Genomic DNA, 25,059 nt, shown 5'->3' on the forward strand with positions numbered 1-25,059 from the left:
TTAGCGCAAGGTCCGAAGATCCCCTGCTTTCCCCCGTAGGGCGTATGCGGTATTAGCATCCCTTTCGAGATGTTGTCCCCCACTAATAGGCAGATTCCTAAGCATTACTCACCCGTCCGCCGCTAAGTTATGGTGCAAGCACCACAACTCCGCTCGACTTGCATGTGTTAAGCCTGCCGCCAGCGTTCAATCTGAGCCATGATCAAACTCTTCAGTTTAAAATCAGTAGTAGCTTATGGCTACCAATCTTGGCTCATCAATTTTCTGACAAATATTTCTCAAATAAACTTCGAGTAATTTCTACCATCAATCAATGAAAATAATTTCGATCAATCAACCAGTAAAAATCCACACAAGTTGTTCTTCATAATCTCTTAATGATCTTCTTACTGGTTCGTCACCAGCAAGCTAGGTCGGCTATATTACACTAAATATCCTTAGTGTCAATCAGTAATTCAAATTATTTTAAACTTTCTTTCTAAAACCTAATCTTAACACTTCGTGCTAAGTTACTGTTTTATCAGAAGTTTTAATCTTCATCACCGCCGATGGATGTGCATTCTACACCATTCCAAACCCAATGCAACTCCTTTTTTTAAATAACTCAACAAAAATATCACGACTGTTTACTTATTATACAAATGGAGTGATTTTTTATTTTTAAGTTTAAATTAACAACACTTTTCTGCTTAACACCCAAAAAAGCAAAGCCCATAATTTTTGCATCCCTAACATTTAATGAATTATTTCATCCTTCTTTTTTTTATATTCCTATGAACTCATTTAATTCTTAAATTATAGCCAGCACTTAAATACAGCTTATTTAGACAAAAGAATAATCAAAGCAAAAAAGTATGACCTAATTTAAAAATAAAATTACTTATCCATAAACTCCACATAAGAAAGTATTTTAATTTTGAGATTTCTATTTTGTTGAATGCAATTCAATCTAGATTTCAAATAAGATCGCCACCTCAATTGGTGCTATACACCGAGTAAGAGCAATCACATTACTTTTAAACTGTAGACCACAAAGATTCAATATTGCTCAAGCCATATTGAATGTTGAATGTTGAATGTTGAATGTTGAATGTTGAATGTTGAATGTTGAATGTTGAATGTTGAATGTTGAATGTTGAATGTTGAATGTTGAATGTTGAATGTTGAATGTTGAATGTTGAATGTTATTATCAAATTTCAGGCATAAAAAAACCGCATTTAAGCGGATCATTTATTTTTAAGTTTAGACTTAAAATGGTCGGAGCAGTAGGATTCGAACCTACGACCCTCTGGTCCCAAACCAGATGCGCTACCAAGCTGCGCCATACTCCGAAATTGGGGTGAATGATGGGATTCGAACCCACGACAACCGGAATCACAATCCGGGGCTCTACCAACTGAGCTACATCCACCGTTACAACATTTTGGCTCTAAATACCAGACTACCAAATGGCGCGCCTGACAGGATTCGAACCTGTGACCATCCGCTTAGAAGGCGGATGCTCTATCCAACTGAGCTACAGGCGCATGACCGATGATATTACTATCATGCGATACTTGCCTTGAAGAATTGGTCGGAGCAGTAGGATTCGAACCTACGACCCTCTGGTCCCAAACCAGATGCGCTACCAAGCTGCGCCATACTCCGTTCATCTCAGCTTTTAGTGTATCGCACATCGTGCGGTACGGGGTGCATTTTAGGCGTGACGCCAAGAGACGTCAACACCTATATTCAAAAAAACTTAAAAAACCACTTCAACCGCTTATTTATCAAGCATTTTAGATATTTTTTGATCAAAATTAACGTTTTAGACTCGCACTAAAGCTTAACATACGATCAAGTGGCAATTTAGCGCGTTCTGCAAGTACAGGATCAACTTGTATTTCTTGATCACCTTTTTGTAAAACTTCTAAAATTGCATCTAACTCATTCATGGCCATCCACGGACAATGCGCACATGAGCGACAGGTCGCCCCTTCACCCGCTGTCGGAGCTTCAATCAAAATCTTGTTTGGAACGGCTTGTTGCATTTTGTAAAAAATGCCGCGGTCGGTTGCAACGATTAAACGTTCATTCGGAAGCGTCTGTGCTGCTTTAATCAGTTGAGAGGTACTTCCCACAGCATCAGCAATATCCACCACTGACTCTGGTGATTCCGGATGGACCAATACGGCTGCATCCGGATACAATGCTTTCATACTGGCAATACCGCGCGCACGAAATTCTTCATGCACAATACAAGCCCCATCCCAAAGCAGCATGTCTGCACCAGTTTTCTTCTGTATGTAACGCCCCAGATGCTGGTCCGGTGCCCAAATAATCTTTTCACCCAGGCTATCGAGATGCTCAATAATTTCCACAGCACAACTTGAGGTCACCACCCAGTCTGCGCGTGCCTTGACTGCAGCAGAGGTATTGGCATAGACCACCACGGTATGATCCGGATGGGCATCGCAGAATGCAGTAAATTCGTCGACTGGACAGCCCAAATCCAGCGAACAAGTCGCTTCTAGAGTTGGCATGAGTACGGTTTTTTCAGGAGAAAGAATTTTTGCTGTTTCCCCCATGAATTTCACCCCAGCGACCACCAAGGTTTTGGCAGGATGGTCACGACCAAAACGTGCCATTTCAAGGGAATCAGAAACACAACCGCCAGACAATTCAGCAATTTCTTGCACTTCAGGATCACAATAGTAGTGAGCGACAAGGACAGCATCACGTTTTTTGAGTTCTGCCAGAATTTGTGCAAACTTCTCCTGTTTGACCTCATCACTTAAATGAATATCTTTAGGTTCGCCTAAACGATCTAAATGCGCCTGCACAATCGATTTTGCGTCATTGGCAATTAAATTGGTCGCATCATTCATAACAACGTCTTCTCTATCTTCATGCTTGCCCTAACACAAGCGTACTCAAGTCACTGATGATATGGGGGCAATTTGCTCATTCACCAGCCCTTTGCCGATTGATTGAATGCTAAAAAAGCCTCACAACGGAGGCTTTGTCACTCAATTTTAATTTTACGAACGGTAATCCGCGTTAATCTTGACATAGTCATAAGACAGATCACAGGTATAAACAGTATCTTTTGCCTGACCTCGTCCCAAATCGACCCGAATGGTCAATTCAGCCTGAGACATCACGCGTGCACCAGCTTCTTCCGTATAGTCCGCTGCCGCACCACCATCTTTACAGATCTGTACATCATCTAACCAAACCTGGATTTTTTCAACGTCTAAATTTTTAACACCGGCATAACCAATCGCAGCAAGAATACGTCCCCAGTTCGGATCTGAGGCGAAAATTGCAGTTTTCACCAGTGGAGAATGGGCAATACTATACGCTACATCGCAACATTCTTGGGTATCTGCTCCACCTTCAACTGCAACAGTAATGAATTTGGTCGCCCCTTCTCCATCACGTACAATCAGTTGAGCCAAGCGTTTCATAACACGGGTCAAAACATCCAGAACTACTGCATAACGTGCATCATCAGTTGAGGCAATTTCAGTACCGCCTGCCTGACCTGTTGCCACAAAAATACAGGAGTCATTGGTTGAGGTATCACCATCTACGGTAATACGGTTAAATGAAACATTCACCGTGGTTTTTAATAGCTGCTGTACCAGTTCACGGCTGATGGGTGCATCGGTCGCAACATAGCTGAGCATGGTCGCCATATTTGGACGAATCATGCCGGCACCCTTAGAAATACCAGTCATGGTATAAGTCACGCCATCCATTTCAAACTGTTCTGACGCCCCTTTAGGCAGTGTGTCCGTGGTCATGATACCTGTTGCCGCATCTAACCAAGCATCTTCCTTTAAAGAGTCTAAAGCAGGCTGCAAGCCATTCATCAAGCGTTCAATCGGCAACTGCTCGCCAATCACACCGGTTGAAAAAGGTAAAATTTCGCTAGCAGCTACGCCGGCAAGTTCAGCCAGTTTGGCACAAGCCGCCTGAGCATTCGCCATACCGATTTTACCAGTCCCTGCATTGGCATTCCCGGTATTAATGACCAGATAACGTGGATTACCTACTTGCAAATGGACTTTACACACATGTACCGGTGCTGCGCAGAATGCATTTTGAGTAAATACACCGGCCACATTTGAACCTTCAGCAAATTCAAAAATAACGAGGTCACGTCGGTTCTGATAGCGTACATATGCTTCAGCTGAACCAATTTTTACACCTTTAACCACATGCATCTGTGGCATTGTTAAGTCACCCACCGCCATTTTTAAACTTCCAAATAAGTTCGTGATAAAAAGACAGCTTAGTAGAAATTCAGTAAAAAATCGAGCAGAACACTTTGTTTGATTTATTTTTTATCAGTTTGACATTTACAGGCACAAAAAAACCAGTCCGCAGACTGGTTTTATCAATATATCAGATTTAGTTGGAAGCCAACTGAGCCGATTCCGACAACAGTGCCTGCTTGGCTTTTTCCTGACTTGCCGCAGATAAAGCCGGGTTTGATGCCACAATGCGGTTTGCATTCGCTGCATTTGCAGGGGTGATTGCTGTAGTTTTTAGCACTACTGGACGTTGCTGCGGATTCGCAAAAGTATAGCGAATTCCAGTACGTGGACTCATAACCGTAGTGTTTTCATCTTTAACAACATTGGCCGCTGTCTTTTTTGATGACTCATTTGCAAAAGCCAAACCAGGAATAACTAAAGCTAAAATCATCAATGGTTGTAATACTTTTTTCATTATCTTTTCCGCTACTCAATATTCATCAATATGCACTAAATACCACTTAATTTAGTGCTCTGCAAACATATTCACATCTTGCAAAAATAAACTCTTATTTTGTTGCAATAAAAAAACCACTTTATCGATTCAAATCCGGAGGGAAATAAATATATAAAGTGGCTGAATGATTAAGATAAAAATTAAATTTTACCGTGACATTGCTTGTATTTTAAACCTGAACCGCATGGACAAGGCGAATTACGGCTTGCAGGCGGTGCAAATGTCTGCTCAGCTGGACTAAAGCCTGACTCAATTTCTACAGTTTCAGTACCGGTTAAATCGGCGGCTAACAAATTATCAAATTCTGCATGAGTCAGATTCAACTTCATTGCTTCTGCTTGAGCCTGTTGCTGTGCTTCCATTTCAGCCAGTTCTTCAGCTGTAGGAACATGCACACGTGAAAGATCTGTAATTACATCGGATTTAATGATAGCCAGCATGTTTACAAACAGATTAAAGGCTTCTTTCTTGTATTCCTGTTCAGGGTTCTTTTGCGCATAACCACGCAGGTGAATACCCTGACGCAAGTAATCCATCGCTGCAAGATGATCTTTCCAGTGGCGATCCAAAGCACTCAACATAAAGTGACGTTCCAGCATGGCTGCTGATTCATCCCCCATTTGTTCACGGCGATTGCGATAGCGTGTAACAATTTCGTCAGAAATACGTTCTACCAACGCCTCTTCATCTAAACGACGGTCTTCTTCCAGCCATTGATTGACCGGTAAATCAATACCGAGCTCTTCACGCAATGCACGTTCCAGACCTTCAATATCCCATTGGTCATGAATCGATTCAGGTGGAATGTAGTTAGCAATCACGCCCTTCACGACTTCATGATGCATTTCCTCGATGTAATCTTGTAGCGTATTTTCAGCAAGCACTTCATCACGTTGTGAATAGATGATTTTACGCTGTTCGTTATTCACGTCATCGTATTTCAACAGGTTCTTACGAATGTCGAAGTTACGTGCTTCTACCTTACGTTGTGCATTTTCAATCGAACGCGACACCATCTTATGTTCGATGGCTTCATCTTCCTGCAAGCCCATCGCACGCATCATCGCAACCACACGATCACCAGCGAAGATACGCATCAGGTCATCTTCAAGCGACAGGTAGAAACGTGAAACACCCGGGTCACCCTGACGACCGGCACGACCACGCAGCTGGTTATCGATACGGCGTGATTCATGACGTTCTGAACCAATGATATGCAAACCGCCAGAGGCCAATACCATTTCATGGTTTTGTTCCCATTCGGCTTTTAAGCGTGCTTCATCTTCAGGGGTTGGATTTTCAATTTTGGCAAGTTTGGCTTTCCAGTTACCGCCCAGCAAGATGTCGGTACCACGACCGGCCATGTTGGTTGCAATGGTCACAGCACGTGGTGAACCCGCTTGGGCAATAATGTCTGCTTCCCGTTCATGCTGCTTCGCGTTCAACACCTCATGTGCAATACCCGCTTCTTTCAATTTTTCAGAAAGAATTTCAGAAGCTTCAATGGTTGCTGTACCAATCAGAATCGGTGCAACACCCTCTTCATGCACTCGCTGAATTTCTTGAATAATGGCGTTGTATTTACCATTGCGGTTTAAATAAATGAGATCGTTTTCATCTTTACGGATCATTGGTCGATGGGTTGGAATCAGTACTACATCCAGACCATAAATTTCTTTCATCTCCGCAGCTTCGGTATCAGCTGTACCGGTCATACCAGAAAGCTTTTTATAAAGGCGGAAATAGTTCTGGAAAGTGGTGGTTGCCAAAGTCTGGTTTTCAGGCTGAATTTCCAGACCTTCTTTCGCTTCAACCGCTTGATGCAAACCTTCTGACCAACGACGACCCGGCATGGTACGGCCAGTATTTTCATCCACGATGATGACTTCACCATCATGAATGATGTAATGCACGTTGCGCTGATAAAGGAAATGGGCACGAATTGCTGCAGCAACATGATGAACCAGATTCAGGTTAGAGGGTGAATACAAGCTTTCACCTTCAGCGAGCAACCCCATCTGAATCAACTGGTCTTCTACAGCTTCATAACCCACTTCAGTCATTTCAACCTGACGCTGTTTTTCATCAATCCAGAAATGACCGCCATCCGGCACTTTTTCTTCTTTTTGCGCATGAAGTTTTGGCGGAATGCTATTGATGGCTGCATAAAGCTGAGACGAGTCATCACTTTGACCCGAAATAATCAACGGTGTACGTGCTTCATCGATCAGGATCGAATCGACCTCATCGATAATCGCATAGGTTAAGCCACGTTGTTTCTTCTCGGCCAGAGAGAACACCATGTTGTCACGAAGATAGTCAAAACCGAATTCGTTATTGGTACCGTAAGTAATATCGGCACGATAGGCTTCAGCTTTCTCTGTTGGATCTTGCATGGAATAAATGATGCCAATGCTCAGACCCAGGAATTCGAATAAGGGACGGTTTAACTCGGCATCACGCTGCGCCAAATAATCATTTACGGTAATGACATGAACGCCTTCACCGCTAATCGCATTCAGATAACAGGCCAAGGTCCCCATCAGGGTTTTACCTTCACCAGTACGCATTTCTGCAATTTTACCTTCGTGAAGTGTAATACCACCAATCAACTGGACATCGTAGTGGCGCATTCCCATGATCCGCTTTGCCGCTTCACGACAAACAGCAAATGCTTCAGGCAATAATTTATCCAGGCTTTCGCCCTTATTATATCGTTGTTTGAATTCTTCAGTTTTTGCAGATAAGTCTGCATCGCTTAGTGCAGATATCGTCGGCTCGAGCGCATTAATCTTGTCTACGATTTTACGCATGCGTTTGAGTTCGCGCTCATTTTTGGTACCGAAGATTCCTCCGATCAGACTTGCCAACATGAATAGACTCTCTAAATCTTGCTTGTCGAATGAATAAATTTTTTCTCAGTCGTTATTATGGTGCTAGAAATTTGAAGTACAAGGGGTTTGCACAAAACCAATTAAAAAATTCTGATCACTCGTTCTAGCACACGACAGCTAAGGCCAAACAATGTAACAAATTTTATACAGGCAATATAGTCATAAAATTCATCATTCATCCAGATTTTAACAATCAATCACGGCCTCTATATTCCATATACTCATAAAGAAATACAAAAACACTATTTTCATTGCAAAAAAAAATGCGTCATATTAGATCGCATCAACATAGATAACAAAGCAGATGAGGCTATAAAAATGACATTACGTTTAGGCGATACCGCACCAAATTTTGTGCAAGACTCAAGCGAAGGTAGCATTAATTTTTACGACTTTTTGGGTGATAGCTGGGGGATTTTATTTTCCCATCCTGCGGACTACACACCAGTATGTACCACTGAGCTGGGCTATACCGCAAAGCTGAAAGATGAATTTGCAAAACGCGGTGTTAAAGCGATTGCCTTGTCAGTCGATGATGTTGAGTCACATAAAGGCTGGATTAACGATATTAACAAAACCCAAAATACCACGGTTAATTTCCCGATCATTGCCGATCAAGACCGTAAAGTATCTACTCTTTATGACTTTATTCACCCGAATGCCAGTGAAACCTTGACTGTTCGTTCTTTGGTGATTATTGATCCGAACAAAAAAGTACGTTTGATTATTACCTATCCTGCTTCGACTGGCCGCAACTTCCATGAAGTTTTGCGTGTGGTTGATTCGCTGCAACTGACTGACAACCATAAAGTAGCTACACCGGCCAACTGGCAGCAAGGTGAAGATGTGGTGATTGTACCTTCTCTTAAAGATGAAGACGAAATCAAGCAACGTTTCCCTAAAGGCTATAAAGCTGTAACACCATACTTACGCCTTACGCCACAGCCTGAGACAAAATAAGACGCTGTCTTATTTTGTCGCAAGACAAGCAAAGCGCGTAGTTTTACTCAGAAAATACTGCTCTACCCTTGCACGCATAAGGTGAGAAGCTCTGCCGCAAGTATGCAGCAAATAGAGGATTAAAATGACGAGCCAAATCCTGATCTTGCTCAAGCCTGTCTGATGACAGGCTTTTTTATTCAGCTCAGAAATTGAATTACAAAATCAGGTTGGCGTTTGTTTCACAGCCAGTTTATAACTAAGCCTAATCATCTTAAGAATAAATATTGTGATCTATAACATTCATCATTTGCACTGTGGCACGATGTGTCCTGTGTGCGGTCCGCTATTTGGGCAAAAAGGTTTACATGCCAAAGTGGTTTGTCATTGCCTGCTGCTGGAAACCGATCAAGGCTTGGTATTGGTGGATACCGGTTTAGGCGTACAAGATTATCTGCATAGCAAAGCCCGCTTAGGCAATCTGGTTTCACGGCTAGGCCGCATCGAAAACAATTTAGAACTCACGGCAATTGCGCAGATTCAAAAGCTCGGGTTTAGCCCTCAAGATGTGAAGCATATACTGATCTCCCATCTTGATTTTGATCATGCTGGCGGTATTTCCGATTTTCCGCACGCTACCGTGCATATTCTTTCCAGCGAATATAATGCTACTCAAAACTTTTTTTCCTTAAAAAATAAAGCCCGTTATAAAACCCAGCAATTCAGGCAGCACCGATACTGGAACTTTATAGAACCTGATCAGGGCGAAGCCTGGTTTAACCTGCATCAAGTACAGGGATTTCACATATTCCAGGATGAAATTTTAATGATTCCCCTGCTGGGTCATAGCCAGGGTCATTGCGGGGTTGCCATTAAGCAGAATGATGGCTGGCTGTTTTTCTGTGGTGATGCCTATTACTCTCACTTGCAACTCAACCCTAAAAACAGGCTGAGAACACTGGATAAACTGGAGCGATTTTTTGCCGAAGACAATCAGAGGCGTATAGATAACTTGCACAAAATCCAGCAACTGGCACAAAATGAAAAAAATATCGAGATTATCTGTGCGCATGATCCGATTGAATTGGCACGTTATCTAGTATGATCAAAAGAACAGTTGTTGCCATTTTACTGGGTAGCTCAAGCTTGATGGGATGCATGACCACACCCGCACTTCCACCTGAACAACGCCCTACACACTGGGGAACATTAATTAATCAAACAGATAATTTTTATCAAATTAGTGAGCATGTGTTTCGTAGTGAGCAGCCCTCAACTGAGCTGATTCCGCAATTAAAGACACATGATATTGATGTGGTAATTAATCTAAGATCAAGAAATAAAGATCTGACTGTCCTGCCCTCCACGGATTTTAACTTGGTTCATATCCCCATCCACACCTGGGCAATGAACCGTGAAGATTTATTACAGGTCATGCGGCAGATTCAGCAAGCTAAGGCCTTAAATCACAAGATACTCATTCATTGTTATCACGGTTCAGACCGTACCGGTGCAAGTATTGCCATGTACCGGATTATTTTTGAAAACTGGCCGATTGCAGATGCACTCAATGAAATGAAACATGGTGGCTACGGTTTTCACCCAGTCTGGATTCATATTGAAAAAATATTCAGTCCTAAAAACGTAAAATGGATTCAACAGCGACTGTCGAATCCATCTTAGTTTCACTTCAAGCCAGATTAGCGCTTATCGAGCGGAACCCAGTCAATCACCCATGCCGACTTCATACCCAAGCTTGCATCACTGGTAATTTTCTTGCGTGCAGCATCAGCGGCATCACGGTCTTTCGATGGCCCAACCATAATTCGAACCCCTTTCGATGTTGGGCTCTTGGTCACCTTATAACCTTTGGCTCGTAACCTAGAGGCCAGTGCATCTGCGTTGGCTTCATTGGCAGCCAAGGCCACTTGAACCATCCACTGTTTATCGCCATTTTCTAACAAATCTCGGGCTTTTTCAGCTTCTGCTTTTTTCTTCGCTTCTAATTCACGCTGTGCTTGTTCTTTTTTCTTGGCTTCCTCCGCCTTTTTAGCAGCCAGCTGTTTTTCAGTTTCTGCTTTACGTTTTAGCTCCGCATCATGCTTTGCCTTGTCCTCAGCTGCTTTTTTCTCGGCTGCTTGCTTTGCGGCTAACTGCTTTGCGGCTTCAGCTTGGGCCTTACGTTTTTCTTCGGTTATTTTTTTATCAGCATCAGTTCGTTGTTGTTGAGCTGTCTGCTGCTGTAACTTTTTTTCAGCGAGCAACTTTTCATCAGCCAAACGCTTTTGTTTAGCTTTTTCATCTTCTACCAGTTCAGGGGGAATATTATCCGAACTCTGCTGTGCTCCACTACGCAGAGCATTTAAAGCGGCATATTCTTCAGCTGCTTTACGTGCCGCATCTGCCTCAGCCTGTTGCTGCATCGCTAGAAACTCGGCTGCACGTGCTTCCTGTTCTGCAACCGCTTTTTCACGTGCCCGGCGTTGTTCTTCTAGTAAACGTTTTTCTGTTTCCACATCAACTGTTAAAGGTTGCAGCTGAACCATTTCCCCTTCTGCTGCCGGCTTTTTTTGCTCAACTTGAGCAGCTAAATCCGGAGTTCTGAGTTGGTTCTGATATATTTCTTCTTTACCCTTTAGAAGCAATGCTGCCAATAAAACACCACCACCTAATAAAACAACGCCTCCCATCCAGCGTTGTTTGCTATTCATTGACATTCTTCCAAATACTCCCATACCGCTTCTAAGGTATGAAATGAACCACATACCAAGATCAACTGATTATTTTTTGTTTCATTTAGCGCTGATTTAAAAGCCAATTGAACACTATTGAAGTGTTGTACTGTTTCGCCCTGTAATGCTTCCTCAAGCTGCCCGATTGTGGCTGCTCGCGGAACGGTTAACGGTGCGATTTTCCATATTAAAACAGTATCTTTCAACAAATCTACGACAGAATTGATGTCTTTGTCCGCCAACATGGAAAAAACGCTGATCACTTCTGTGTACTGTTTATTGTATTCCAAAAATTTTCGCAACTGATTTAACAAAAATTCTACGCCATGGGGATTATGTCCGGCATCAAAAATAACGGTTTTATCTTGAATATGGCGTATTTCAAAGCGACCTGGTAATTTTGCATTCTGAATGCCGTGTGCAATGGCATCCTGAGTCACATTTAAACCACTGACCAAAATCGCGGCCACAGCTGTGGAAATATTTTCCAGTGCCAGAGCACCAAGGGGAAGTTTTAAAGTACTGCCCGATGAGGCAAACATCCAGGCTTGACCATCATCCGTATATTGATAGAAATAATCACGATTGACGGCAAACAGTTGCGCCTGACATTCATCGGCTTTATTTTGTATGGCTTGAGGAAGCTCTTGCGAACCACCAAAAATCACCGGAATATTCGGACGAATAATCCCGGCTTTCTCGAACGCAATTTTTTCAATCGTATCACCGAGCCAGTCGGTGTGATCCAGACCGATATTGGTAATCACGGCGACATCCGGCTCAATCACATTGACCACATCCAGACGACCACCCAGTCCGACTTCAAGCACCCAGACATCACACTGCTTGGCCTTGAAAATTACAAAAGCCGCGAGTGTGGTGGCTTCAAAGAAGGAAAGGGATAGGTCACAGTCACGACGGGCCTGATCCACCTGCACAAAGGCATCCACCAGGGTTTGATCATCCACTTCAATGCCAGCCAGTTTTACCCGTTCATTGAAACGGTAAATATGCGGTGACTGGTATAACCCCACTTTATAGCCTTGCGCATTTAAAATGGCAGCCAAAGCGGTGGTGGTTGAACCTTTCCCGTTGGTTCCCGCTACAGTCAGCACTTTGGCCTGCGGACGCGTTACACCGAGCTTTTCAGCCACAGGAATAACCCGTTCCAAACCTAAATCAATACCCGTAACGTGAACATGGCTCCAATAATCGAGCCATGTGTTTAAAGAGTCTGTTGCAAGTGGTGCTGTGTTCAAGACAAATTCATCAGTTTCGCGATAATACGATATACAGTATCACGTAATGCGTGACGATGAACAATTTGATCGACTACACCATGATCAAGCAAATATTCTGCGCGTTGGAACGGTTCTTCCAGTTTTTCACGTACAGTTTGCTCAATCACGCGTTTACCCGCAAAGCCGATCATGGCTTTAGGCTCTGCAATGTGTACATCACCGAGCATTGCCAATGATGCAGTTACGCCACCATAAACCGGATGGGTCAACACCACTAAATATGGCAGGCCAGCATCTTTCATTTTTTGAATTGCCGCTGAAGTACGTGCCATTTGCATCAATGACAACATGCCTTCCTGCATGCGTGCACCACCTGATGCAGCAAAACAGATTAAAGGTTGTTTCTCTTTAATGGCACGCTCAGCAGCTTGCACAAAACGGTCACCTACCACTGTACCCATTGAACCGCCCATAAAGTCGAATTCAAATGCACACGCGATAACAGGAATGTCTTTCAGCAAACCTTGCATTACCACCAAGGCTTCAGTTTCGCCGGTTTTCTTTTGCGCTTCAGACATACGGTCCGGATAGGCTTTGCTATCGATGAATTTCAGCGGATCTTTAGCAACAAATTCCTGACCCAGTTCATTTTGAACCTGATCGAAGAACCAGTTTAAGCGATCGCGTGCTTTCATACGCAAATGCTCATCGCATTGTGGACAAACATAGGCATTAAATGTCATCGCGGTACGTGTAACCAGCGCATGACATTCAGGACACTCAACCGTAGGCTCGGTAAATGTTGCTTTGAGTGCAGCTTGCTCATCGGGCACTTGAATACCCGGAACATGACGTTCGGTCCACGGCTTCGCTGGGCTAAGAATTTTGCCTGATTTCACTTCTTGATTCATACTAACTCATCGAGCGCAGCTCGAAGCTCCTTGACTTTATTGACCGTTTCGACAACGGCTTGTTCTGGCGCTAAGTTCGCAAACTGTTTTACAAATGCACTACCAACAATCACAGCATCAGCTGCTACACCCATGGCTTTTGCCGAGGCAGCATCGCTGATCCCAAAACCGACACCCACAGGAACGTCAGTCACAGTTTTAATTTTCTGGATACGGGCTGCCGCTTCAGCAACATCTAAGGTTGCAGCACCGGTTACCCCTTTCAAGGATACATAGTAGATAAAGCCACTGGCCTGATTCGCCACATGCTGAATACGTTCATCAGTCGATGTCGGTGCCAGCAAGAAAATTTGATCCATGTCGAATTTCTTCAACACGTCATCAAAATCTTTGGCTTCTTCAGGCGGCAAGTCCACCAGAAGCACACCATCGACACCGCATTCATTGGCGATTGACACAAACTTTTCATAACCGATCACTTCTACAGGGTTAAGATAACCCATCAAAACCACCGGTGTTTCTGCATCTTTTTGACGGAACTCTTTCACCATGTTCAAAGCGTCCAGGGTATTGGTTCCACCTGCCAATGCGCGTTCTGCTGCAAGGGCAATCACGGGACCGTCCGCCATAGGGTCTGAAAATGGTAGACCAAGCTCAATCACATCTACCCCAGCCTCAACCATTTGATGTAACAATGGAACGGTTACTTGTGGATGAGGGTCGCCAGCCATCACATAGGAAACGAGCGCTTTACGCTGCTGAGATTTAAGCTGTCCGAAACGAGTGGCTAAACGTGACATAGGGTTGTACTTTCCTTGAATTATTAAAGAACTGAGGAGTTGGCTTTGTAGAAATACAAGACAACGCATTGTAACGCTATTTTTTACTCATTGAATAGAGCCTGAGCATTTCACGCTACTTTCGACTCAGCATCTCATTTTTTCAGAACAATCCGAGAGCACCATTTACTGATATTTACGACTTTTTCTCAATGATCAAAGATGCCTAATTTTGCCATGTAAACAAATATCCCTGATGAAGATAAACTTATTCTTATTCATAAAAAATTGATAAAAATAAATATGTTGTCTTTTAAATTTAAAGTTTCATGCAATAGCAAAAACCTGCACTCTAGGACACAGACTTTTTATTTTTTATTTTATAAGATTGCCGAATGCAAAGGTGAACTGCATGTCTGCGTAGTTGCGCTGCATTTCAAAGTACCTTAAATACGCCCTTTTTATCGTTCAGATTGTGCTTTCAGTTGCTGTTTTCGCTGTAATAAGGTTTGACCACTATAGGCTTTATAAGCACGTGCCAAAGCCGACTGATCTGAATAGCCCAGACACATGGCCATTTCCGTAAAATTCATGCTTTGCAACAGTAACTGTTCACAGCGTTTCATGCGCTCGGTTTCAAGCAGTTTTTTAAAGGAAGTATTTTGTTTATACAGTTGACGCTGCAAGGTCCGTACAGATACATGCAATTCATCCGCCAGCCATTCTATTTTCGGGGACTGTTCCTTAACCCGCAAATATTCAGCCAGTTTTTGCTGAATATGCAGCAATAGATTTTCATAATGGGGTTTGGCAGCAATGGCATCTTCTGCCTGCCTGAGTAGAAGCTGCATTAAAGAGGGATCAGCCAGCTCGGACTTCAGCTCTAAGTTTTCCACATTGATCTCAAAAGAATAATCCGACTGTTTAAATTCCACTTTGCAAGGGCTTTGTTGCACAAACCTATCTGTAAAGGGTTTTTCAGCGATATAATTTTCAAATGAAGAAGCCTACACCTAAAATCTACCGCACAACCAATTGGCCCGCATATAACCGAGCACTTATGAGTCGCGGAAATATTGCCATTTGGTTTGATCCTGCTACGCAATGGTATGCGCCATCAAAAGGCAAACAAGGGCGAAATCAAACCTACTCCGACGCAGCCATCCAATGCTGCTTAATGATTAAATCCTTATTCCGTCTGTCTTTACGTATGGTCACTGGCTTTGTGCAAAGTCTGATTAAACTTTGCGGATTAAATTGGATAGCTCCAGATTACACCACGCTTTGTAGAAGACAAAAGCATATTGATATTGTAATCAGCTACCAAAAAAGTAGCGATGGGCTGCATCTACTCATGGACTCTACAGGCATGAAGTTTCTAGGTGAGGGCGAATGGAAACGCAAGAAACATGGACCTGAATATCGTCGCCAATGGCGTAAACTTCATATTGGTATAGATGCTAAAACCCTACAAATACGAGCAGTTCAGCTTACAACCAATAATGTCAGTGATTCACAGGTGCTTGGTGATTTACTTAATCAGATTCCACAAGATGAGCGGATTGACTCTGTTTATACCGATGGAGCTTATGACACCAAGCAATGCCGTCAGGTCATTGCAGATCGGCAAGGGCATGCGGTGATTCCACCTAGAAAAAATGCGAAACAATGGAAAGATACAAAGAGTAGCTCGCTAGAGCGAAATGAATTACTTCGAACAATTAAACGTTTAGGCAGGACACTATGGAAAAAATGGTCAGGCTATCATCGGCGAAGTTTGGTTGAAACTAAGATGCATTGCATCAAATTATTAGGAGATAAACTCAGTGCAAGGAGTTTTGATAGCCAAGTGAATGAAATCCATGCACGTGTAGCAGTCCTTAACAGATTTACGGAATTAGGTCGACCACTTACCCAAGTTACGCCTTAAATTTAGCTCAATTAGGGGCGCTTTGCATTTCAAATCTTTGTGCAACAAAGCTCTTTGCAAGCAAAAAACCTTTGATAATGATCATCTGCCATTTCTGGACTATGGGCAAAATTGATCTGCAATAGCTGGAATTTTTGAGCCGGAAAAATCTGCCGGGCCAAATGCACCATACAGGCCATGGTCATCTCATTGAGCAAGGCATATTTTAAATCATGAAAAGGCCAGCTTAAACAGATCTTTTTGTCCCGTTGATGCATCTGTATCGGGCTAACATCTGCCCCGTCAATGACCAGACGGCTAAAGCGAATCACATATTGCAATGCCTCTGCCACACTGTTACTTCGAGTCGCCATATAGCCCAGTACACCAAAATGTTCAGGACGGATCAGGCAGGCCATTTCAAACACCAATTGCGGACAATCCATCTGTTTTTGAGTCAGCTGCATGACTTCTGCAAAAAATGAATAGGTCGATTGCGAATCGATAGGCAAAGATAAGACATAGCGCAGTTGTGCCTGATGTGGCTCTAGACAGGCCAGGCTAAAGATATCCATATCCTGTTGCTGCAAATACATGTGCAGCAACTGAAAATAGCCATTTGGAATTTGCAATTCTTGCACGATGTACCTTGATTATTTTTGACATTTTATATTTTTACTTTGGCGTAAAATGTATAAAAAATGGCAACAACTGTCAAAACAAAAGATAAAAATCCCGACATACTGCAATAGTCTAAGGCAATTGAAGTAAAACAACATGAATGCCATTGTCCAAGCGCAGATTATTCCCGTCGTACGTCGTAATCTGGATTTCAAGCTGAATGAGGTTCCGCGTTTCTGGTTCGGAGGTGACCCGTTTATTACCCGGATGTTTGATGCACTCAGCCTGACTTTTCCCGATGGCGAACGTTACTTCATTCAGTCAGTCCGTCTGTTTCGGGAGCAGATTACCGATCCAGATTTAAAGCAGCGTGTGGCAGAATTTATCGGTCAGGAAGCACAGCACGGCATTGCGCATGACAAAATGAATCAGGTCATGAAAGAACAAGGCATGCCGGTCGATCAGTTTATTCAGCGTTTGAATAAAATTTTTAAATTCGAGCTGGAAAAACGTTCTCCACAATACAATATTGCCATGACGGCTGCCGCTGAACACCTGACCGCCTTAATGGCAGAAACCTTTTACAGCCATAAAGAGACGTTAAGAGATGCCCATCCTTATGTACGGGCACTATTTGCCTGGCATGCGATTGAAGAAATGGAACACCGGGATGTCGCTTTTGATGTCATGAAGCAGGTCGGCAATGTGCCTGAAAGTACCCGTAAATTTGTTCTGGTCTGGACCACGGCATTAATGTTCGGCTTTACCCTTTACCGTGCCAATGTCATGTTAAAGCATGACGGGTTTAGCTCATTACAACGTCTGCAAATGAATATTCGCGGATTACCGTGGTTCTTTGGAAGAAAGGGCACGCTCAGCAAAATGAGCAAACAATATCGCGACTGGTTTAAAAAGGATTTTCATCCCAGCCAGCATCCGGTGATTGCCCAATATGATGTCTGGGTCAAAACCCTGCAACAGACCGGTGATCCGATCCAGGCTGGAGAAGCATTTTGGCAGGCAGCTAAAGACTAGGCCTTATATGAATTGAATTAAATTGAGACCAACCAAGTCCAGACTCACCTCCACTTGGTTTTTTAGTCAGTGTGTTACCACTTGGCATAATGCTGTTCGAGCAAACCATATTCATTGATCAAGACAATTTCCTGATCATCTTGCTGAATGGTCCCGCTAATTTTAGCTTGCCATTGGCTGAACTGACTGCCCACCAGTCTTAAATTCAGATTTTCATAACGTCGCCAGCCCGTTTTGACATCCAGATTTAATTTTTCATCCAGTGAGCGAATTGTCCAGTGCCCCTCATCCTGATGCTGGAATAAAACATCACTGACAGGATACAACACGCCATTCACCCATAAGCAGTTTTCATTGCCAAAACTTTCATTGACCCCGGAAGCCAGATTCAAACCGATCCGGTTATTTTGCGCATCCCAAAAATTGCAGGATAACCAGAACCAGGCCGTTTCCGGCCGTAGAAAACCACAAGTATCATCTAGTGATGCAAAAGTTCTTTCATTAAACTGTATGGTTTCACGCTGTTTATTGATAAAAAAACCTTCACAGGCCAAAGTCGTCAGTTTTTGCGTATAAGTCCAGCCATTAATTCCCGTCGGGCTACACATACTAAGCGGGTTTGTACCAGCACAGAAAATTCGCGCACTAAGCCTGATTTCACCATATTTGGTGACGTGGATATAACGCACGCCATTGGCATGCTGGATATCAATTTGAAAAGGCGACTTGGAAAAAAAACTCTGGTTATAAAGCGGCTGTTCATCTACCACGGTATTGCGTGATAACAGGTTAATCGCATTCCACTCTAAAACCTCATGGTTTTGATGATTATAAATATAGAAAAAGGCATGCCCAGCCCATGCAATATCGGCAATGGCCAGACCAATCGTATAATGGCCATGCTGAATACAACAAAATTTAAACTTTTTATATTTTAATCGCTTGCGCCAACCAGTTAAGACATCGCCATAAGGTGTCTTGTACTGGTATTGATTCAAATCGATGGTTTTGGGGAGGGCGCTAAAACGTCCATAATGCGGTTGTCCATTTGATTGAATCAAATCCATTTATCAAATTCCATCTAGCCAAGAGATAACAATTCCTTAGCGTTATTATGCCTATATAAGCGGAACTTGAAAGTGTCAAAAAGCATATTTCATCGAAAAATACAAAAATTTATAATATTTCACCTGGTCTAATATTTGATAAATATAATTTATTAATCAATTAGATATAAATCAACCCTCATCCAGCATTAAATAGGTATTTTCCCAGAGGTTCGCTGAAAACTGGCCTTCGACCAGCTCTACATAACGGCCATGAATATGATCAATCACAATACAATCATCTACATCTAATATTCGGTCAGTATGTTGCTTCTGCCAATGCTTGGCAAAATAAGCCTTCCCCCGTTGTTTTGCCAACATGGCATTTTGTGCCACAACTAGAACATAACGATGCAGTTCTCCAAACTCCTGGGCATCGTAGCCACCCAGATTAATTAAAAACAGATGTTCTGAAGATGAATTCGGTGCTGCATCGCTAAATTGGATTTGATAGTGTTTTCCGTCAAATTCAATCCCATTGATTTGCGCCCAGGCATCAATATGCAACCCTTTTTGTTCCCCAAACCATGCATTTTTCAGTTGTGGATAGACTTCTTGCAAAGTTTCACCAACTGCTAAAACCACATCATGGACTTCTGTATTGGCACGTGCATGACGACCACCAAGCATGACAATAAAAAGACTGGGCATGATTCTCTCCTTAATTTTAATCCTCCTCCCTTGCGAAACAGTGTTTCTCATCCTTTTTCAAAGGAGGGGGAACTTTACATGACAAAATTTAGTTAGGAGAATAATTATTACATCTCAATATGATACGCGCTGGCGACATGGATGTCGCCCGTTTGGCAGGAATACAAGGATGTATTCTCTGCCAAACAAAGGGGTTTTGTTACTTTTGCCCCGTCAAAAGTAAAGAATATATGTTCTTGCATCTTCGATACCCTTCTAAAAAGGAAAAGTTTTTCTGTATGTATAAAAAAATCGTGCTGAATTGCTTCAGCACGATTTTATTCTTTATAAAATCCACCCTTGCGGATTCAGAATATATTCTGAAGTCCTCACCTTTAAAAAAGGAGGGCTTCAAGGCAAATTACATCTCAACCATTTCTACGCCATCAATACGTGCCACAGTCATCAAGTCCTTATCGCCACGACCTGAAACAGTCGCAATAATAATTTGATCTTTAGACATGGTTGGCGCAAGTTTAGTCACATACGCCATCGCATGTGAACTTTCCAGCGCAGGAATAATCCCTTCAATCTGGGTTAAATCACGGAAACCTTGAAGCGCTTCCTGATCATTAATCGGCACATATTCAACACGGTGCATATCTTTCAAGAAACTGTGTTCAGGACCAACGCCCGGATAATCCAGACCGGCAGAAATTGAATGGGTTTCAATGATCTGGCCTTGCTCATCAGACATCAGATAAGTGCGGTTACCATGCAACACACCGACATGACCTGCGTTTAGCGGAGCAGAGTGCTTACCGGTTTCAATCCCCAAACCTGCTGCTTCCACACCATACATTTTCACGTCCTGATCGTTCAGGAATGGATAGAATAAACCGATCGCATTCGAGCCACCGCCCACACAAGCCACCAATGCATCTGGCAAACGGCCCGCCTGTTCCAGAATCTGGCGACGTGCTTCACGACCAATCACAGACTGGAAGTCACGTACCAGCATCGGATACGGATGAGGACCCGCCACTGTACCGATAATATAGTAGGTACTGTCTACATTCGTTACCCAGTCACGCATCGCTTCATTTAATGCATCTTTCAGGGTTTTAGAGCCGCTTTCTACTGGCACCACTTTAGCACCAAGCAAACGCATACGGTACACGTTCATAGCCTGACGTTTTACGTCTTCGGCACCCATATACACGACACATTCCAGGCCTAAACGCGCTGCAATCGTCGCTGTTGCCACGCCGTGCTGACCTGCACCGGTCTCCGCAATAATACGTTTTTTACCGGAAAGTTTTGCCAGCAGTGCCTGACCAATGGTGTTGTTGATTTTATGTGAGCCGGTATGGTTCAAGTCTTCACGTTTTAAGTAAATTTGCGCACCACCCAACTCTTTTGACCATCGCTCAGCATAATATAAAGGACTAGGACGACCTACATAGTAAGCCAGATCACGGTCGAATTCTGCCAGAAACTGTTCGTCATTTTTCATACGGAGATACAGCTTTTCTAGGTCTTCTAGAGCTGCCATCAGAGTTTCTGACACAAAACGTCCGCCATGGATACCGAAATGCCCTTTTGCATCAGGGAATTGGGTATAGTCAATCACATTATTTTGCTGATCCACGTAGGACTCCTTGCATAAAGCGTTCGATGAGTTGTTGGTCTTTTATACCTTTTGCGGACTCGACACCGCCGCTCACATCCACAGCATAGGCTTGTGTGGTGAGAATTGCCTGCTCGATATTGTCAGGGTTTAAGCCCCCTGCCAAGATGAGCGGAATATTTAATTTTGGGAAAGTGGTCCAGTCAAAGCTATGCCCGGTGCCCCCTTTTAAATCTGGATGCCAGGCATCTAACAGCACAGCACTTGCCCCTGCATCCTGATAACTTTGAATTTCGGCTTGAATATCTAAACCTGGTTTCACCTGGATGGCTTTGTACCAGCGGCGGCCGACCTGTTTGGAAATATGCTGACACTGTTCAGGACTTTCATCACCATGAAATTGCAGCATATCCAGAGGCACATCTTTTAAAACGTGTTGAATGTCATCCGCAGATGCATTGACAAATAAACCCACTGTTTGCACATAGGCAGGTACATGCTGGATCAGTTCTTTCACTTGCTCTTTGGTCACACTACGTGGACTAGGTGGAAAAAATACAAAACCAATCGCATCTGCTCCTGCATTCACAACTGAATGTATATCTTCTATTCGTGTGATTCCGCAAATTTTGGCACGGGTTCGCATACAATTCGCTCTAATTTTTTAACCTTAACTTTGCCAATTTATAGTCATGCTATAAACATAAGGGCGAATCATTGTAATGCAATTTCTTTAGCTTGCGTAAAGTTCATCCGAATAATTCTTGTCTGACGTTGTTTATCAGCCATACTATCTTTATACTGCGCCCATCTTGCAACAAGTCAAAGCCTTAAAGCTTTAGGGAAGTTGGTGAAAATCCAACACTGCCCCCGCAACGGTAAAAAATGAAACGTCAATCAATTTAAACCTCTGGTTTACGCCACTGCATGAAAATGTGGGAAGGTGGATTGGCAGCATGGTGCCTGCCCTGCACATTTAAGTCCGGATACCTGCTTGTTGTGTTCTTTAACTCAATCATTCACGGGGAGTGAATGTATGGAGCACATTATGTCTATTCAATTTCAGCCTACAGCTTTAGTGGGCGCAATCGCTATTGCGATGGGTTTCTCTGCATCTGTCTCTGCACAAGACAATACAACGACTGTGAATGCTTCTTTAGACACTTTAGTCGTTACCGCAACACGCTCTGAAGAAAAGATTAAAGATGTGCCTGCGCGTATTTCAATTATTGAACCCCAAATTGTTGAACAATCACCAATTGCCTCTTTTCCTGATTTGCTCAAACATGATGCTACCATCAACATGGTTCAAAGTGGCGGTATGGGGCAACTTGCCGATATTTATTTACGTGGTACTGAATCAGACCATACTTTGATTTTACGTGATGGCATACGATTAAATAATGCATCTTCGGGTACAGCAAGCCTTGCTTTTATTGATACCACAGATATCAAACAAATCGAAATTCTAAAAGGCCCTGCATCTGTTCTATATGGTACAGATGCTATTGGCGGTGTGGTTCAATTGATTTCAAAAAAACCTGAAAAAACAGGTGCATTCGTTACAGGTGAAATAGGAGAACATAAAACCTATAAATCTGTCATCGGTGCTGATTTATATGAAGACGGTTTTTATGCTCAAATTCGCGGCCAACGATTAGAATCTGATGCAACAAAAGTAACCAACCAAAAAACCAACAGCCATGAAACCGCTTCTTTTGATCAAAAAGGCTTTAGTACTAAATTTGGTGTGGAAAAAGAAAAATTTGCAACATCAATTGACTACAGTACCAATAAAGGCACCAGCCTATATGATGCTTATTCATTTAATGGTGCATTGCTGAAACAAGACTTTGAAAATGAAATTATCAATCTTCGTGGTCGTATAAACCTGACTGATCAATTTGAACTGAATGCACGTTTATCTCAATTTACGGATGAAGTCGACCAAAAAGATTCAACCGACTTTGTACATGGTAAAACTCAAGAAGCAGAACTCTATGGTAAATGGAACCTCATGCCTCAGCAGACTTTACTTACAGGTGTGACTCATCGCAATCTGGATGGCGATATTCTGTCTTATGGCACACCTTATAATGAAGATGTGGGCTCAACTGGATATTATATTCAGCATCAATTTAACGGGACTAAACTCAACACCCAGATTGGTGTCCGTGTAGAAGACAATGAAAAATATGGGACTCATACTGTAGGTCAAATTGCTGCTCGCTACCAATTGCTGCCATCAACCAGCGCATATGTAAATGTAGGTACAGCATTTAAATCGCCAACCTTGAATGAACTTTATAATTCATGGAATGGCAACCCAGATCTGAACCCTGAAGAAAGTACATCTTATGAAATTGGTTTTGACCAAAATCTGGCTTATGGTTTGCAAACAGGTTTATCTGCTTACTACACAGAAGTTAAAGATTTGATCGCCTCAGGCAGCAATGGCAAACTGACAAATATTCAAAAGGCTACTTATCAAGGTGGTGAGGCTTATTTAGGCTGGCAGCAAGATGATTTATTTGCCAAAGCAACCTATAGCTACGTTAAACCTCAAAATGAAGCAACTCATCAAGATTTAAATCGTCGCCCTCGTCAAGGTTTTACCTTAACAACTGGCTTACAAAACGAAGTATATGGTATTAGTGCATCTTTGGTCGCTAAATCCAAATCTAAAGATTGGGATAAAAACTACAAGAACCCGGGCTATGCGACGGTTGATGTAAATGCTTTCTGGAATGTAAACCCAAATGTGAAACTATTTACCAATATTCAAAATATTGGGGATGTTGAATATAAGACTGCATACCAAGACCAAGGTTATTACTATGTCAACGGCGGTCGCCTCGCTTCTGCGGGTGTAACCTTCCGTTACTAAGCTCTTAACAGCAAAAAATTTTAAAACAGCGCAGTTTATGGATAATGTTATGACCGACATTATCCTTTTTTATTGTATTCATCAAAAACTCAAGGAACAGATATGGGCCACCGTTTAAGTAAAATCTATACCCGTACCGGCGACTCAGGCACAACTGGACTCGGTGATGGTTCGCGTGTCGCCAAAGATGACTTGCGCATTACGGCACTAGGCGATGTGGATGAGCTGAATGCCTGTATTGGCGTACTTCGCTCACAGATTGCCCACAGTACTATTGCAGAAAAAGCCAACTGGGATAAATCCTTAAGCCTGATTCAGCACTGGTTATTCGACCTCGGCGGTGAAGTCTGCATTCCAAACTTTAACCTGGTTCAAGCGGTTTCCATCGAGTTTTTGGAAAATGACATTGACCGTATGAACGAAGCATTGCCAATGCTGAAAGACTTTATATTACCTGCCGGAACTTTAGCTTGCAGTTATGCCCATCAGGCCCGTGCCGTCTGCCGTCGTGCCGAGCGCAGTGTAATGTCGGTACATAGCCGTGACCAGAATATTCAGGCCAACTCGCTACAGTTGCTTAATCGCCTGTCCGACTGGTTATTTGTTGCATCGCGTACCTTGCAACGTGCTGAAGGCGGATCTGAAGTGCTTTGGCAAAAAAATATTAATGAGACGATTTGAAAAAATTAAAATTTAAATCTGCTATTTGATACTCGGCCACGTCATCTGCAACTGTTCGAGGCAGGACTATATTTAAAGTCTAATGGTTTTGCGAAAAACTTAAAAAAATTACGGTTTTTGACGAGTTTTGCAGATGATAATGGTTTTGCCTACTTTTGCCGAAACAAAAGTAGGTCGAACCGAAGGTTAATTTTCAAGATATAATTCAAATGAAAAGACGCTGTAGTGACAATATTCCTTAAAGAAATTAATAAATCCATATTTAAAATTTGAAGTAAAATAACTTTCATAAATTGTCTTAG

At 42.7% G+C, this 25,059-nt stretch carries 20 protein-coding genes, 4 tRNA genes, 1 rRNA gene, 1 pseudogene and 1 riboswitch; of the genes and pseudogenes, 7 read left to right on the top strand and 19 right to left on the bottom strand.

Going from position 1 to position 25,059, the window contains the following annotated elements:
• The 9 genes from FTT87_RS03425 to secA all read right to left on the bottom strand — a co-directional run.
• A 16S ribosomal RNA gene (locus FTT87_RS03425) occupies window positions 1-218 on the bottom strand; the annotation flags it as partial.
• Window positions 219-1,255: 1,037 nt separating this feature from the next.
• Window positions 1,256-1,332: transfer RNA gene (locus FTT87_RS03430), tRNA-Pro, on the bottom strand.
• Between the two features lie 4 nt (window positions 1,333-1,336).
• Window positions 1,337-1,412: transfer RNA gene (locus tag FTT87_RS03435), tRNA-His, on the bottom strand.
• 38 nt (window positions 1,413-1,450) lie between these two features.
• Window positions 1,451-1,527: transfer RNA gene (locus FTT87_RS03440), tRNA-Arg, on the bottom strand.
• A 44-nt stretch (window positions 1,528-1,571) separates the two neighbouring features.
• A tRNA-Pro gene (locus FTT87_RS03445) sits at window positions 1,572-1,648 on the bottom strand.
• A 152-nt stretch (window positions 1,649-1,800) separates the two neighbouring features.
• Complete coding sequence (nadA, locus tag FTT87_RS03450) at window positions 1,801-2,868, bottom strand: quinolinate synthase NadA (RefSeq protein WP_180042887.1); 1,068 nt, start codon at window positions 2,866-2,868, stop codon at window positions 1,801-1,803.
• 153 nt (window positions 2,869-3,021) lie between these two features.
• Window positions 3,022-4,242, bottom strand: a complete 1,221-nt coding sequence (gene argJ, locus FTT87_RS03455) for a bifunctional glutamate N-acetyltransferase/amino-acid acetyltransferase ArgJ (protein ID WP_180042886.1) — start codon at window positions 4,240-4,242, stop codon at window positions 3,022-3,024.
• A gap of 157 nt (window positions 4,243-4,399) precedes the next feature.
• Window positions 4,400-4,720 (bottom strand): hypothetical protein, encoded by a 321-nt coding sequence (locus FTT87_RS03460; RefSeq protein ID WP_180042885.1) that lies wholly within the window; start codon window positions 4,718-4,720, stop codon window positions 4,400-4,402.
• Between the two features lie 182 nt (window positions 4,721-4,902).
• On the bottom strand, window positions 4,903-7,635 hold the full coding sequence (gene secA, locus FTT87_RS03465; RefSeq protein ID WP_180174386.1) for a preprotein translocase subunit SecA: 2,733 nt from the start codon (window positions 7,633-7,635) through the stop codon (window positions 4,903-4,905).
• A gap of 339 nt (window positions 7,636-7,974) precedes the next feature.
• Between secA and FTT87_RS03470 the strand changes: the two genes are divergently transcribed.
• The 3 genes from FTT87_RS03470 (at window position 7,975) to FTT87_RS03480 (ending at window position 10,278) form a co-directional block, all read left to right on the top strand.
• Entirely contained in the window at window positions 7,975-8,616 is a 642-nt protein-coding gene (locus FTT87_RS03470) for a peroxiredoxin (protein ID WP_180174387.1), read from the top strand.
• A 268-nt stretch (window positions 8,617-8,884) separates the two neighbouring features.
• Window positions 8,885-9,700, top strand: a complete 816-nt coding sequence (locus tag FTT87_RS03475; RefSeq protein WP_180174388.1) for an MBL fold metallo-hydrolase — start codon at window positions 8,885-8,887, stop codon at window positions 9,698-9,700.
• Window positions 9,700-10,278: a dual specificity protein phosphatase family protein gene (locus FTT87_RS03480; RefSeq protein ID WP_373423495.1), complete on the top strand. Its 579-nt coding sequence runs from the start codon at window positions 9,700-9,702 to the stop codon at window positions 10,276-10,278. The genes FTT87_RS03475 and FTT87_RS03480 overlap by 1 nt, the downstream gene beginning before the upstream one ends.
• A gap of 17 nt (window positions 10,279-10,295) precedes the next feature.
• On the opposite strand, the gene FTT87_RS03485 is transcribed toward FTT87_RS03480, so the two are convergent.
• The 5 genes and pseudogenes from FTT87_RS03485 to FTT87_RS03505 all read right to left on the bottom strand — a co-directional run.
• On the bottom strand, window positions 10,296-11,306 hold the full coding sequence (locus FTT87_RS03485; RefSeq protein ID WP_180042880.1) for an SPOR domain-containing protein: 1,011 nt from the start codon (window positions 11,304-11,306) through the stop codon (window positions 10,296-10,298).
• Window positions 11,303-12,586 carry a bifunctional tetrahydrofolate synthase/dihydrofolate synthase gene (folC, locus tag FTT87_RS03490; RefSeq protein WP_180174389.1) on the bottom strand — a complete coding sequence of 428 codons (1,284 nt, stop codon included), beginning with the start codon at window positions 12,584-12,586 and terminating at the stop codon, window positions 11,303-11,305. Before folC ends, FTT87_RS03485 begins: the two co-directional genes overlap by 4 nt.
• Entirely contained in the window at window positions 12,583-13,479 is an 897-nt protein-coding gene (gene accD / locus FTT87_RS03495; RefSeq protein WP_180174390.1) for an acetyl-CoA carboxylase, carboxyltransferase subunit beta, read from the bottom strand. Before accD ends, folC begins: the two co-directional genes overlap by 4 nt.
• Window positions 13,476-14,279 (bottom strand): tryptophan synthase subunit alpha, encoded by an 804-nt coding sequence (trpA, locus tag FTT87_RS03500; protein ID WP_180174391.1) that lies wholly within the window; start codon window positions 14,277-14,279, stop codon window positions 13,476-13,478. The genes accD and trpA overlap by 4 nt, the downstream gene beginning before the upstream one ends.
• Before the next feature lie 440 nt (window positions 14,280-14,719).
• A pseudogene (locus FTT87_RS03505) lies at window positions 14,720-15,199 on the bottom strand (helix-turn-helix transcriptional regulator); the annotation flags it as partial.
• Window positions 15,200-15,255: 56 nt separating this feature from the next.
• Here FTT87_RS03505 and FTT87_RS03510 point away from each other — a divergent pair.
• Window positions 15,256-16,188, top strand: a complete 933-nt coding sequence (locus tag FTT87_RS03510; RefSeq protein ID WP_180174392.1) for an IS5 family transposase — start codon at window positions 15,256-15,258, stop codon at window positions 16,186-16,188.
• Between the two features lie 29 nt (window positions 16,189-16,217).
• Here FTT87_RS03510 and FTT87_RS03515 read toward each other — a convergent pair whose 3' ends face one another.
• Entirely contained in the window at window positions 16,218-16,808 is a 591-nt protein-coding gene (locus FTT87_RS03515) for an AraC family transcriptional regulator ligand-binding domain-containing protein (protein WP_180174393.1), read from the bottom strand.
• Between the two features lie 136 nt (window positions 16,809-16,944).
• Between FTT87_RS03515 and FTT87_RS03520 the strand changes: the two genes are divergently transcribed.
• The gene (locus FTT87_RS03520) at window positions 16,945-17,823 is read left to right on the top strand and encodes a metal-dependent hydrolase (RefSeq protein ID WP_166171313.1); all 879 of its coding nucleotides are present in this window, start codon (window positions 16,945-16,947) and stop codon (window positions 17,821-17,823) included.
• A 74-nt stretch (window positions 17,824-17,897) separates the two neighbouring features.
• On the opposite strand, the gene FTT87_RS03525 is transcribed toward FTT87_RS03520, so the two are convergent.
• From FTT87_RS03525 to FTT87_RS03540, 4 genes are all read right to left on the bottom strand, one after another.
• Complete coding sequence (locus FTT87_RS03525) at window positions 17,898-18,890, bottom strand: DUF2804 domain-containing protein (protein WP_166171311.1); 993 nt, start codon at window positions 18,888-18,890, stop codon at window positions 17,898-17,900.
• A 171-nt stretch (window positions 18,891-19,061) separates the two neighbouring features.
• Window positions 19,062-19,580, bottom strand: coding sequence for a DUF1543 domain-containing protein (locus FTT87_RS03530; RefSeq protein WP_166171309.1), 519 nt, complete (start codon window positions 19,578-19,580; stop codon window positions 19,062-19,064).
• A gap of 400 nt (window positions 19,581-19,980) precedes the next feature.
• A complete protein-coding gene (gene trpB, locus FTT87_RS03535) occupies window positions 19,981-21,210 on the bottom strand; it encodes a tryptophan synthase subunit beta (RefSeq protein ID WP_166171307.1) in 1,230 nt (409 codons plus the stop codon).
• The gene (locus FTT87_RS03540; RefSeq protein WP_086197509.1) at window positions 21,194-21,835 is read right to left on the bottom strand and encodes a phosphoribosylanthranilate isomerase; all 642 of its coding nucleotides are present in this window, start codon (window positions 21,833-21,835) and stop codon (window positions 21,194-21,196) included. Before FTT87_RS03540 ends, trpB begins: the two co-directional genes overlap by 17 nt.
• A gap of 156 nt (window positions 21,836-21,991) precedes the next feature.
• A riboswitch (cobalamin riboswitch) is annotated at window positions 21,992-22,202 on the top strand.
• 35 nt (window positions 22,203-22,237) lie between these two features.
• Here FTT87_RS03540 and FTT87_RS03545 point away from each other — a divergent pair.
• Both FTT87_RS03545 and FTT87_RS03550 read left to right on the top strand, forming a co-directional pair.
• The gene (locus FTT87_RS03545; protein ID WP_180174394.1) at window positions 22,238-24,076 is read left to right on the top strand and encodes a TonB-dependent siderophore receptor; all 1,839 of its coding nucleotides are present in this window, start codon (window positions 22,238-22,240) and stop codon (window positions 24,074-24,076) included.
• Between the two features lie 102 nt (window positions 24,077-24,178).
• Window positions 24,179-24,757, top strand: a complete 579-nt coding sequence (locus FTT87_RS03550) for a cob(I)yrinic acid a,c-diamide adenosyltransferase (protein WP_086197511.1) — start codon at window positions 24,179-24,181, stop codon at window positions 24,755-24,757.
• Window positions 24,758-25,059: the final 302 nt, after the last annotated feature.

The organism is Acinetobacter sp. YH01022 (assembly GCF_013420235.1).
Classification (GTDB): Bacteria; Pseudomonadota; Gammaproteobacteria; order Pseudomonadales; family Moraxellaceae; genus Acinetobacter.